Source organism: Streptomyces sp. NPDC127038 (assembly GCF_042725875.1).
Lineage (GTDB): Bacteria > Actinomycetota > Actinomycetes > Streptomycetales > Streptomycetaceae > Streptomyces.
This window is the reverse complement of sequence record NZ_JBHXDQ010000038.1, coordinates 47,062-59,729: the sequence shown is the minus strand read 5'-3', so window position 1 is coordinate 59,729 and position 12,668 is coordinate 47,062. Positions and strand designations below refer to the sequence as shown.

General features: G+C 70.8%; 6 protein-coding genes. All 6 read left to right on the top strand.

Annotation, left to right across the window (positions count from 1 at the left end):
• Positions 1-310: 310 nt before the first annotated feature.
• The 6 genes from ACFWI4_RS24635 (at position 311) to tmk (ending at position 12,638) form a co-directional block, all read left to right on the top strand.
• The gene (locus ACFWI4_RS24635; RefSeq protein ID WP_387199935.1) at positions 311-2,719 is read left to right on the top strand and encodes a sodium-translocating pyrophosphatase; all 2,409 of its coding nucleotides are present in this window, start codon (positions 311-313) and stop codon (positions 2,717-2,719) included.
• A 229-nt stretch (positions 2,720-2,948) separates the two neighbouring features.
• Positions 2,949-3,548 (top strand): small secreted protein, encoded by a 600-nt coding sequence (locus ACFWI4_RS24630; protein WP_387199932.1) that lies wholly within the window; start codon positions 2,949-2,951, stop codon positions 3,546-3,548.
• A gap of 222 nt (positions 3,549-3,770) precedes the next feature.
• Positions 3,771-5,300: a methyltransferase gene (locus ACFWI4_RS24625; RefSeq protein WP_387199929.1), complete on the top strand. Its 1,530-nt coding sequence runs from the start codon at positions 3,771-3,773 to the stop codon at positions 5,298-5,300.
• Between the two features lie 461 nt (positions 5,301-5,761).
• Complete coding sequence (locus ACFWI4_RS24620; RefSeq protein WP_385398628.1) at positions 5,762-5,959, top strand: hypothetical protein; 198 nt, start codon at positions 5,762-5,764, stop codon at positions 5,957-5,959.
• 248 nt (positions 5,960-6,207) lie between these two features.
• On the top strand, positions 6,208-9,018 hold the full coding sequence (topA, locus tag ACFWI4_RS24615; protein WP_387199926.1) for a type I DNA topoisomerase: 2,811 nt from the start codon (positions 6,208-6,210) through the stop codon (positions 9,016-9,018).
• Between the two features lie 212 nt (positions 9,019-9,230).
• Positions 9,231-12,638 (top strand): dTMP kinase, encoded by a 3,408-nt coding sequence (gene tmk, locus ACFWI4_RS24610; RefSeq protein ID WP_387199923.1) that lies wholly within the window; start codon positions 9,231-9,233, stop codon positions 12,636-12,638.
• The last annotated feature ends 30 nt before the right edge of the window (positions 12,639-12,668 follow it).

The window sequence follows — 12,668 nt, the reverse complement described above, 5'->3', positions numbered from 1 at the left end:
CCAGCCTCTCTTTTTTCATCCCGAAGGGCCCTACTCGGTGGGGCCCTTCGGCATGTCCGGGAACTCGCACTCGCCCATATGGTGATCACGCCCGGCGTTTCGTGAATGAATTCACGATCAGCGGCGTGATAATTGGATCAAGCGTCAACGCTTCTGGGGCATTACTGCATTTGGGTCCGTAGACGCCTGTCGATCATTTGCTGAAGAGCAAGTGAAGGCTAATTCCGCTTACCGCGCACTGTTTTGATCAGGTTCCGGTATCTAGAATCCGTCCACATCTTGAGCTCAGCCCAAGCGTCAAGGAGGACGAATGGCGGGGCTTTCTACCCCTCATCAGTTTGGCCACCCCACAACCTTCGCAGCCGCGGTTCTGACGGACGGCAACCGTCTCATCGTGACGGTTGTCGGCGTCGTCGCCGTGGCAGCGCTCGTGGTCGCCGGGATCCTGGTGCGCCAGGTCCTCGCGGCCGACGAGGGCACCGACAGCATGAAGAAGATCGCGACGGCGATCCAGGAAGGCGCGAATGCCTACCTGGGCCGTCAGATGCGCACGCTCGGCGTATTCGCCGCCGTGGTGTTCTTCCTGCTCATGCTGCTTCCCGCGGACGACTGGAATCAGCGCGCCGGACGGTCGATCTTCTTCTTGATCGGCGCGGCGTTCTCGGCGACCACCGGCTATATCGGTATGTGGCTCGCCGTACGGAGCAATGTCCGCGTGGCAGCCGCGGCAAGGGAAGCGACCCCGGCGGAGGGTGAGCCCGAAAAGGATCTCACCGCCGTCTCGCACAAAGCCATGAAGATCGCTTTCCGCACCGGTGGCGTCGTCGGCATGTTCACGGTGGGGCTCGGTCTGCTGGGCGCCTCCTGTGTGGTGCTCGTGTACGCGGCGAACGCGCCGAAGGTCCTGGAGGGCTTCGGTCTGGGCGCGGCACTGATCGCCATGTTCATGCGTGTCGGCGGCGGCATCTTCACCAAGGCCGCCGACGTCGGAGCCGACCTCGTCGGCAAGGTCGAGCAGGGCATTCCGGAGGACGACCCGCGCAATGCCGCGACGATCGCCGACAACGTGGGCGACAACGTGGGCGACTGCGCCGGTATGGCCGCCGACCTCTTCGAGTCGTACGCCGTCACGCTCGTCGCCGCGCTGATCCTCGGCAAGGTGGCGTTCGGCGACGCCGGGCTCGCGTTCCCTCTGATCGTTCCCGCGATCGGTGTCATCACCGCGATGATCGGCATCTTCGCCGTGGCACCGCGGCACGCCGACCGCAGCGGTATGTCCGCGATCAACCGCGGGTTCTTCATCTCCGCCGTGGTCTCGCTCGTCCTCGTCGCCCTCGCCGTGTTCGTCTACCTTCCGGGGACCTACGCCGAACTCGACGGGGTCACGGACGCGGCGATCAAGGCCAAGGGCGGTGACCCGAGGGTCCTCGCGCTCGTCGCCGTCGCGATCGGCATCGTCCTGGCTGCGCTCATCCAGCAGTTGACCGGCTACTTCACCGAGACCAGCCGCCGTCCCGTCCGGGACATCGGCAAGAGTTCCCTGACCGGCGCGGCCACCGTGATCCTCGCCGGCATCTCCATCGGTCTCGAATCGGCCGTCTACACCGCCCTGTTGATCGGTCTCGGCGTGTACGGGGCCTTCCTGCTGGGCGGTACGTCGATCCTGCTGGCGCTGTTCGCCGTGGCGCTCGCCGGAACGGGCCTGCTCACCACGGTCGGTGTCATCGTCGCGATGGACACCTTCGGTCCCGTCTCCGACAACGCGCAGGGCATCGCCGAGATGTCCGGCGACGTCGAGGGCGCGGGCGCGCAGGTGCTCACCGACCTGGATGCCGTCGGCAACACCACCAAGGCCATCACCAAAGGCATCGCCATCGCCACGGCCGTCCTCGCGGCCTCGGCCCTCTTCGGCTCGTACCGTGACGCGATCACCACGGCCGCGAGCGACGTGGGCGAGAAGGTCTCCGGACCGGGTGCGCCGCTGAACCTGATGATGGACATCTCGCAGCCCAACAACCTGGTGGGGCTCATCGCGGGCGCCGCGGTCGTCTTCCTCTTCTCGGGGCTGGCGATCAACGCGGTGTCGCGGTCCGCCGGGGCCGTGGTCTATGAGGTGCGGCGGCAGTTCAGCGAACACCCCGGGATCATGGACTACTCGGAGAAGCCCGAGTACGGGAGAGTCGTCGACATCTGCACCAAGGACGCGTTGCGCGAACTCGCGACACCGGGTCTGCTCGCGGTGCTCACGCCGATCGCGATCGGGTTCACGCTCGGCGTCGGCGCGCTCGGTTCGTTCCTCGCGGGTGCCATCGGCACCGGCACGCTGATGGCCGTCTTCCTCGCCAACTCCGGTGGCGCGTGGGACAACGCCAAGAAGCTCGTTGAGGACGGCCACCACGGCGGCAAGGGCAGCGAGGCCCATGAGGCGACGGTGATCGGGGACACGGTCGGCGACCCGTTCAAGGACACGGCGGGCCCCGCGATCAACCCGCTGCTGAAGGTCATGAACCTGGTGTCCCTGCTGATCGCTCCGGCGATCGTGAAGTTCTCGTACGGCAACGACAAGAGCGTCGGCGTACGGGTGTTCATCGCCGTCCTCGCGCTCGTCGTGATCGTGGGCTCCGTGTACGTCTCCAAGCGGCGCGGAATCGTCATGGGCGACGAGGAGGACGACGACGAAGGGATCGCCAAGTCGGCGGACCCTGCGGTGGTTTCGTAACTCACAGGCTCCTGGCCCGGCCCGGTACGGATTCCGTGCCTGGTCGGGCAGGGGGTCAACGGGCGGGCGTACGGCATGTGTTGACGTGCCGTGCGCCCGCCTCGTGCGTGTTCACGCCGTTGTCGTGAGCCTTCTCTCGCTTGGTGCAAATGGCTTCAAAGAGAGTCTTACCGGACATTCACCATGTGGGTGTCGTCCAGATGGCGTGTATGTTCCGGGGCCGAGAGCCATGGAAGGGACCAAACCGGTGAACAAGAAGCTCGCGGCCGCACTGTCCGGCGGTGCGGTACTGGTGCTCACGCTGTCGGGATGCGGCAGCAGCGGCGGCAGCAGCGGCAACGACAAGCTGAACTCCTGGGCCAAGCAGGTCTGCGACGCGGTGAAGCCGCAGGCGCAGAAGATCGAGGACGCGAACACCGCGATCCAGAAGCAGACCTCGGACAACAGCACGCCCGATGCCGTCCAGAAGACCGACGCCCAGGCCTTCCAGGACATGTCCGACGCGTACAAGGCGATCGGCGCCGCCGTCGACAACGCGGGACCGCCGGACGTCGAGAACGGCAAGACGAAGCAGGCCAACGCGGTCAAGGAGCTCAACGAGATCTCCGGCTCGTACGCCGCCCTGAAGACGCAGGTCGCCAAGCTCGACACCAAGGACCAGGCCAAGTTCGCCGAGGGCCTCAAGGGCATCGCGACCCAGCTCGGCAAGCTGAGCCAGAGCGGCAGCGACGCCCTGAAGCAGCTGGAGGAGGGCGACGTGGGCAAGGCGATGGCGCAGCAGGAGAGCTGCAAGTCGGCGTCCGGGTCCGCGGGAGCGGCCAACGGCTGACGCCCCCACGCCCCCACGCCCCACGGCGCAGCGGCAGGGGCGCAGAGATACGGAGGCTCGGCAGGACCGCGCTGTACGGCGGACCTGCCGGCCGCGGGAGAGCCCGGCGCGCAGGCGTGCCGGGCTCTCGGCCTGCGCCATCGGCGAGGCCCGCAACGCCCCCGTTGTCCACAGGCAGGCTCTGTCCACAGGGGTGGGTGCCGCCGGGCGATAGCGGACACAATGGGAGGCGTGAGCCACACCAGCCTGTCACCGTTGCCCTCGTCCGACCGTGCCGACATCGCCGCCCGGCTGCGGAGCGCCCTCCTCGACGCCTCCTTCACCGCGGACGGTCTCCTCGACCTGCTCGGCGCCCCCGCGTACGCCGCGCTGGCGCGCAGCGAGACCGTGCCCGCCCTCCGGGCGACCCGCGGGGACACACCGCTGGAGACGCTCGTCCGGCTGTTCCTGCTGCAACAGCCCGTGCCGTACGCGCGTGTCGCCGGCGTCCTGCCCGCCGAGGAGTCGCTGGAGAGCGGCTGGCTGACCCGGACGGGCGGGGACGAGGTCGCCGCGAGCGTCGACATCCGGCCCTATGGCGGACCCGACGGCGAGGACTGGTTCATCGTGTCCGACCTCGGCTGCGCCGTCGGCGGCGCGGGCGGCATCGGCAGCCGGGAAGAAGGGGTCGTCCTCGGAGTGGGAGGCGCCTCCACGACACTCGCCGGCATCACCGTCCGCACGCCCGTCGACTCCGCGCTCGACCTCGGCACCGGCTCCGGGATCCAGGCCCTGCACGTCGCCCAGCACGCCACACGCGTGACGGCGACCGACCTGAACCCGCGCGCCCTGCACATCACCGCGCTGACCCTCGCGCTCTCCGGGGCCCCGGCCGCCGATCTGCGCGAGGGCTCGCTCTTCGAGCCGGTCCGCGCGGACGAGAGATACGACCTGATCGTCTCGAACCCGCCCTTCGTGATCTCCCCGGGCGCCCGGCTGACGTACCGCGACGGCGGCATGGGCGGGGACGATCTGTGCCGCACGCTCGTTCAGGAGTCGGGAGACCGGCTGAACGAAGGGGGGTACGCCCAGTTCCTCGCCAACTGGCAGCACGTGGAGGGCGAGGACTGGCAGGACCGGCTGCGGTCCTGGGTGCCGCGCGGCTGTGACGCGTGGATCGTGCAGCGCGAGGTCCAGGACGTCACCCAGTACGCGGAGCTGTGGCTGCGCGACTCGGGCGACCACCGGGCCGACCCGGCCGACTACCAGGCGCGGTACGACGCGTGGCTGGACGAGTTCGAGGCCCGCAAGGTGAAGGCCGTCGGCTTCGGATGGATCACGCTGCGCAGAACGGCCGCTGCCGACCCGTCGATCACCGTCGAGGAATGGCCGCACTCCGTCGAGCAGCCCCTCGGCGACGCCGTACGGGAGCACTTCGACCGGATCGACTACCTGAGACGGCACGACGACGCGGGTCTGCTCGCCGGTCACTTCAGACTCGTGGCGGAGGTCGTGCAGGAGCAGGTGGGACTGCCCGGCGCCGAGGACCCGGAGCACGTGGTGCTGCGCCAGCACCGTGGCATGCGCCGTGCCACCAAGGTGGACACGGTCGGCGCGGGCTTCGCCGGGGTGTGCGACGGCACGCTGAGCGCGGGGCGGATCCTCGACGCCATCGCGCAACTGGTCGGAGAGGACCCGGTGTTGCTGCGGGACCGGACGCCCGCGCAGATCCGTCTGCTGGTCGAGCAGGGGTTCCTGGAACCGGTCGAGTAGCCGGCGGAGCGGGGGAGCCGTCCGTCGGACGCCGGATCCGTTCCTCCCGCCGGGAGGGGAAACCGGCCAACATCCGGGAAACGGCGGACGCTCCCAGTTCCGTGGTCCATGTTCTTCTCCATATCCGACCTCCCTCCATCCACCTCGCTCCACCTCGCTCCACCTCGCTCCATCTCGCTCCGTCTCCGCCTTCGTCCGTCTCCCTCCGTGTCCCGCCCGTCTCGGATCCGCCACCGTTTCCACCGCCGCTGCCGCGGGACCGGAACGACGGATTCGACACAGTCGGGAACGCGGGAGGCCGCTCCGGTGGGTGGGGTGAGGAGGGACGGACCGTGACGCCGGGTGCGGTGTGGATGCCGCATGGGGTGCCGGTCGCCCGGCGTTCACCGTGGGTTCGTACAGCGGCCGCCGGGGCGTGTCAGCCTCCCGAGCCTGAGAACTCGGGGTGAGGGGAAAGAGCCATGGAAAGCGGGCCGGCGATCTTCGCGGGGATGGTGTTCGCCCTGTTCGGAGGGGGAATCCTGGCCTGGACGGTGGTCCGGGTACGTCAGGGTGAGCCGGTTGCCCAGGGTGTGAACCGCGTCGCATCGGCGACCCTCGCGAGCGTCGCCGGAAGCGCGGCCCTCGCGCTCGGAGTGTGGTGCTTCACGCGCGTGTGAGACCACGCGTGAGGAGCGCGGCGCCGGTAACTGGGAAGTTACCCTCCGGATGGGCCCGGAAGGGCAGGTCGACACTCCGGGCGGCAGGAATGGCGGTAGTCGGGTTACCGTTCGAGTGGCCGTTGCGGGCTTTTCCCGTTTGACACGGGGGCGGGATGTACCGTCACACTCCGCAGCGTCAGCATGACCCGACCCCTCGGGAGCCAAGCCCCGAGGAGATTCCGCGTCGACCGGAGAGAAGAGCGAAGTTGTCCCCGACCAGCGACACCGCACACGGCGGCCGCCGACTCGTCATCGTCGAGTCGCCTGCCAAGGCGAAGACGATCAAGGGCTACCTCGGCCCCGGCTATGTCGTCGAAGCGAGCGTCGGGCACATCCGCGACCTCCCCAACGGCGCCGCGGAGGTGCCGGAGAAGTACACCGGTGAGGTCCGCCGCCTCGGTGTGGACGTCGAACACGACTTCCAGCCGATCTATGTGGTCAACGCCGATAAGAAGGCCCAGGTCAAGAAGCTCAAGGACCTGCTGAAGGACTCCGACGAACTCTTCCTCGCCACCGATGAGGACCGCGAGGGCGAAGCCATCGCGTGGCACCTCCTGGAGGTCCTGAAGCCCAAGGTTCCCGTCCACCGGATGGTCTTCCACGAGATCACCAAGGACGCGATCCGCAGCGCCGTCGCCAACCCGCGCGAGCTCAACAAGCGCATGGTCGACGCCCAGGAGACCCGCCGCATCCTCGACCGCCTCTACGGCTACGAGGTCTCGCCGGTCCTGTGGAAGAAGGTCATGCCGCGGCTGTCGGCGGGCCGCGTCCAGTCCGTGGCGACCCGGCTCGTCGTCGAGCGGGAGCGCGAGCGCATCGCGTTCCGCTCCGCCGAGTACTGGGACCTGACCGGCACCTTCGGCACCGGCCGTACCGGTGACGCGAGCGACCCGTCCACCCTCGTCGCGCGCCTGACCTCGGTCGACGGCAAGCGCGTCGCCCAGGGCCGCGACTTCGACTCGCTCGGCCAGATCAAGGGCGCGAACACGCTCCACCTGGACGAGACGAACGCCCGCGCCCTCGCCGCCGCCCTGTCGGACACGAACTTCGCGGTCCGCTCGGTCGAGTCCAAGCCCTACCGCCGCTCGCCGTACGCGCCGTTCCGGACGACGACGCTCCAGCAGGAGGCCTCGCGCAAGCTCGGCTTCGGTGCGAAGGCGACCATGCAGGTGGCGCAGAAGCTGTACGAGAACGGCTTCATCACCTATATGCGTACGGACTCCACGACCCTGTCGGACACGGCCGTCACGGCCGCCCGCGCCCAGGTCACCCAGCTGTACGGCGCCGACTACCTGCCGGCGCAGCCGCGTACGTACGCCGGGAAGGTCAAGAACGCGCAGGAGGCGCACGAGGCGATCCGCCCTTCGGGTGATCGTTTCCGCACCCCCGCCGAGACCGGACTGACCGGCGACCAGTTCAAGCTGTACGAGCTGATCTGGAAGCGGACCGTCGCCTCGCAGATGAAGGACGCGGTCGGCAACTCCGTCACCGTGAAGATCGCCGGCACCTCCGCCGACGGCCGGGACGCCGAGTTCAGCGCGTCCGGCAAGACGATCACCTTCCACGGCTTCCTGAAGGCGTACGTCGAGGGCGCGGACGACCCGAACGCCGAGCTCGACGACCGGGAGCGCCGCCTTCCCCAGGTCGGTGAGGGCGACCCGCTGTCCGCCGAGGAGATCACGGTCGACGGCCACGCCACCAAGCCGCCGGCCCGCTACACCGAGGCCTCGCTGGTCAAGGAGCTCGAAGAGCGCGAGATCGGCCGCCCGTCGACGTACGCGTCGATCATCGGCACGATCCTCGACCGCGGTTACGTCTTCAAGAAGGGGACGGCCCTCGTGCCCTCCTTCCTGTCGTTCGCCGTGGTCAACCTCCTGGAGAAGCACTTCGGGCGGCTCGTCGACTACGACTTCACCGCCAAGATGGAGGACGACCTCGACCGCATCGCCCGCGGTGAGGCGCAGGCCGTGCCGTGGCTCAGGCGCTTCTACTTCGGCGAGGGCGACGCGACCGGCGCCGCCGACGCGGGCAACGGCGACGGCGACCACCTCGGCGGCCTCAAGGAGCTCGTCACCGACCTGGGCGCCATCGACGCCCGCGAGGTGTCCTCGTTCCCGGTCGGCAACGACATCGTCCTGCGCGTCGGCCGCTACGGCCCGTACGTGGAGCGCGGGGAGAAGGACGCCGAGAACCACCAGCGCGCCGACGTCCCCGAGGACCTGGCCCCCGACGAGCTGACCGTCGACCTCGCCGAGGAACTGCTCGCCAAGCCGAGCGGTGACTTCGAGCTGGGCGCCGACCCGCAGACGGGTCACCAGATCGTCGCCAAGGACGGCCGTTACGGGCCCTACGTCACCGAGGTGCTCCCCGAGGGCACCCCGAAGACCGGCAAGAACGCCGTCAAGCCGCGTACCGCCTCGCTCTTCAAGCACATGTCGGTCGACACGGTGACCCTGGCGGAAGCCCTCCAGCTGATGTCGCTGCCGCGTGTCGTCGGCGCCGACGCCGAGGGCGTCGAGATCACCGCGCAGAACGGGCGCTACGGGCCGTATCTGAAGAAGGGCACGGACTCGCGGTCGCTGACCAGCGAGGACCAGCTCTTCAGCATCACGCTGGACGAGGCGCTGGAGATCTACTCCCAGCCCAAGCAGCGCGGCCGCGCGGCCGCCAAGCCGCCGCTGAAGGAGCTGGGCACCGACCCGGTCAGCGAGAAGCCGGTCGTGGTCAAGGACGGCCGCTTCGGGCCGTACGTGACCGACGGCGAGACGAACGCGACCCTGCGCTCCGGCGACAGCGTCGAGGACATCACGCCGGAGCGCGGCTACGAGCTGCTCGCCGAGAAGCGGGCCAAGGCTCCGGCCAAGAAGACCGCGAAGAAGACGGCGGCCAAGAAGGCGCCCGCAAAGAAGGCACCGGCCAAGAAGACCGCCGCCAAGACGACGGCTTCGAAGACGGCGGCCAAGAAGGCGCCCGCCAAGAAGACCGCCGCGAAGAAGACGGCACCCTCCGAGGGCTGAGCCACCGGCCGGACCTGCGGGAGACCGGCCGGACTCGTGGGAGACCGGCCGGGCCCGTCATCCCCCGGCCGTGCTCCCGGAAGATCCGCCGGACCTGTCGCGGATCGGCCGGACCTGTCAGAGAGCGGAAGCCCCTACACCATTTGGTGTGGGGGCGTCCGTTTGTTCGGGCACCCCTCCGGGGAGTCAGTGGGTCCGGATAGGCTGGCAGGATGACGCGAGCCGAGCAGCCAACGGCCCACAACTGGGCCCCCGACGAAGCCCTGGTCGCGGATTCGCGCGAGCGTGCCGTCCGCGCCCTGCTGCGCCAACCCCAGCTGAAACGGCTGTGGAGCGCACACCTCGTGGGAGGTGTCGCGGACGCCCTGGCCCTGCTGGTCCTGGTCGTCCTCGCCCTCCAGGCGGCGATCTCCGAGGGCTCCTTCGGCGGCGGTGTCCGCGGAGCCGCCCTCGCCGTGGCGGCCGTCTTCGGAGCACGAGTCCTCGCGACCCTGCTCTTCGGAGCCGTGCTCCTGGGCCCCCTGACATCGCTCACCTCGGCCGACGGCCCCCTCGACCGGCGCTGGACCATGCTCGGAGCCGACGGCCTGCGGGCCGTGCTCCTCATCGTCGCGCCCCTGTTCATCGACTGGACCCCGGACAACGCGCTCGCCGTCGTCCTGGTCATCGTCTTCGTGGCCGGAGTCGCCGAGCGGTTCTGGACGGTCTGCCGGGAGAGCGCGGCGCCCGCGCTGCTGCCCTCACCGCCCCTGGAGGGCGCCACCGTGCGCCCGCTGCCGGACCACATGGACGCGCTGCGCCGCCTGTCCCTGCGGACCGCGTTCGTCGCGCTGCCGCTCGCGGCGCTCACCCTGGTCGTCGTCTCCCTGGTCAGCAACATGCTGGGCGCCGGGATCGACTGGTTCCACCTGCACCAGGCCGCGCTCGCCTCGTACGTGGCGGCCGGACTGTTCGCGGCCTCCCTGTCGGTCGTCACGTTCCTCGAACTGCCCGACGCCCGCACACCGCGCGCGCGGTCGCCGCTCGAAGGGCTGCGCCGTCCGAGGACGGGCACTGCCGGAGACAAGGGCCGCACGGGCGCGATCCCGCTCCTGGTGCCGGCCTGCGCGGCCGTGGCCGGGGCGATCTCCGCCGCCGTCGCCGTCTCCGTGCTGGACGCCATCGACCTGGGCGGCGGACCGGTGCTGTACGGCCTGCTGGTGCTGGCCCTGACCGGCGGCGTCGTCGCCGGCATCCGCACCGCTCCCTCGCTGCTTCCGTCGCTGTCGCGGCGCAGGCTGCTCGCGATCGCGATCGCCTTCACCGGGATCACCCTGCTGGCCGCGGGACTCGTCCCGGACGTCACCAGCGTGCTGCTGATCCTCGCCTTCGCCGGGGTCGGCGCGGGCGTCGCCGCCAACACCGGGCACGCGCTGCTCGACCAGGAGACCGAGGACCACCGCCGGGCCCGCACGACCGAACACCTCCACGCGGTCGTCCGGGTCTTCGTGGCCGTCGGCGCGATCGTCGCGCCGCTGGTGGCCGCCGCGATCGGCCCGCACCGGCTGGAGAACGGCAAGTTCGTGTTCGCGCACGGCGGTGCCGCCTTCACCCTGATGCTGGTCGGCGCGCTCCTGCTGCCCGTCGCCGCCCTGGTGCTAGCCAAGGTCGACGACCGTTCGGGCGTGCCGCTGCGCAAGGACCTGCTGGACGCCCTGCGCGGCGGGGACGACCCGGCGCAGGTGCCCGCCACGAACGGCTTCTTCATCGCCCTGGAGGGCGGCGACGGAGCCGGCAAGTCCACCCAGGCGCAGGCCCTCGCCGACTGGATCCGCGCCAAGGGCCACGAGGTCGTGGTCACCCGCGAGCCGGGCGCCACGCCGGTCGGCAAGCGGCTGCGCTCGATCCTGCTCGACGTGTCGTCCGCGGGCCTCTCGCACCGCGCCGAGGCCCTGCTGTACGCCGCAGACCGCGCGGAGCACGTCGACACGGTCGTCCGTCCCGCGCTGGAGCGGGGCGCCATCGTCATCTCCGACCGCTACATCGACTCGTCCGTGGCCTACCAGGGTGCGGGCCGCGACCTCTCTCCCACCGAGATCGCCCGCATCAACCGCTGGGCGACGGACGGGCTCGTACCGCATCTGACCGTTCTGCTGGACGTGTCGCCCGAGGCCGCCCGCGAGCGGTTCACCGAGGCGCCCGACCGGCTGGAGTCGGAGCCGGTCGAGTTCCACGCGCGCGTGCGGTCCGGTTTCCTGACGCTCGCCGCCGCCGACCCGAGCCGCTACCTGGTGGTCGACGCCGCGCAGGAGCCCGAGGCCGTCACCACGGTCGTACGGCACCGTCTCGACGTGATGCTGCCCCTGTCCGAGGCCGAGGTGAAGGCCCAGGAGGAGGCGCGCAGGGCGGCCGAGGAGGAAGCCAGGCGCAAGGCCGAGGAAGAGGCCGCGCGCAAGGCGGAGGAGGAGCGCCTGGAGCGCGAGCGCCAGGCACAGCTCGCGAAGCTGCGCGCCGAGGAGGAGGAGCGCAAGCAGCGCGAGCTGGAGGAGGCCCAGCGCCGCGAGGCCGAGCGCCAGGCGGAGGAGGCCAGGCAGCGCGCCGAGGAGGCCCGCCGCCGTGCCGAGGAGGAGCGGGTCCGGCTCCTGGCCGAGGAACAGGCCCGTGCGGCGGAGCAGGAACGCGCCCGCAGGCAGGCCGAGGAGGAGGCGCGGCTGCGCGCCGAGGCCGAGGAACGCCGTCTGGAGAAGCAGCGGAAGGCCGAGGAGGCCTTGCTGCGGGCGGAGGAGGCCCGTCGGATCGCCGCGGAGGCCGCGGCCGCTTCGGCGGCCACGGCGGCTTCGGCCGCAGCCGCCGCGCCGAGCGCCGGGACGGCTCCGCGGACCGAGGCCCCGAAGGGTGCGGAGTCCGCCGCCCGGACGGGACGTGACGCCGACGAGACCCCGGCGGCCCCGACCGCCTCGGCATCGCCTTCCGCACCGTCGCCCTCCCGGTCCGCTTCCCGTCCGGCGTCCGCGCCTTCGTGGCCCAAGGCCGCTTCCGTGCCGGACAACGAGACGACGCTGCCCACGCCGGTGGTCAAGGACCCGACGGCGAACGAGACGACGCTGCCCACGCCCGTCGTCAAGGACCCGGCGGCGGTGGACGAGACCGCCGTGCTCCCGCCCGTACGCCATGACGAGCGCCGTGCCGGCAAGCGCCTGGGATCCCGCGCCGACGTCGAGGACACGGCCACGCTGCCGAAGCCGCCGGTTCCGGGCGGGGCGGCGGACGAGACGGCGGTGCTGCCGCCGGTCTCCCCGGGCCGGGGCGCGGCCGACGAGACGGCCGTCCTTCCTCCGGTACGGGGACGGGGCCCGGCCGGCAGGGGCGACGCGCCGTCCGGAGACCCCGGGGACCGGATGCCCCGCGGCTTCTTCCGCGACGAGCGGCCGGCGGGATCCGAGGGACCCTCCGACCGTACGAGGGAACTGCCTCAGCTGGACGAGACGGGCGCCCCGCGCCGCAGGCCCCGCCCCGACTGGGCCGAGGAGACCCCGCTCGACGACCTCCCGACCCTGGCGGACGAACTGCTGGGCCCGCGCGAGGACGAGGACGACTGGGACGAGGGCCCCGGACGCGGCAGGGGCGGACGGCGACGCTAGTGCGGCCCGGGGCCGGGGAGAAGCGGCCGG

Excerpts from the sequence above, each read along its gene's own strand:
- ACFWI4_RS24635 (WP_387199935.1), top strand. The coding sequence starts at position 311 with ATGGCGGGGCTTTCTACCCCTCATCAGTTTGGCCACCCCACAACCTTC.
- ACFWI4_RS24630 (WP_387199932.1), top strand. The coding sequence starts at position 2,949 with ATGGAAGGGACCAAACCGGTGAACAAGAAGCTCGCGGCCGCACTGTCC.
- tmk (WP_387199923.1), top strand. The coding sequence starts at position 9,231 with ATGACGCGAGCCGAGCAGCCAACGGCCCACAACTGGGCCCCCGACGAA.
- ACFWI4_RS24625 (WP_387199929.1), top strand. The coding sequence starts at position 3,771 with ATGGGAGGCGTGAGCCACACCAGCCTGTCACCGTTGCCCTCGTCCGAC.
- ACFWI4_RS24620 (WP_385398628.1), top strand. The coding sequence starts at position 5,762 with ATGGAAAGCGGGCCGGCGATCTTCGCGGGGATGGTGTTCGCCCTGTTC.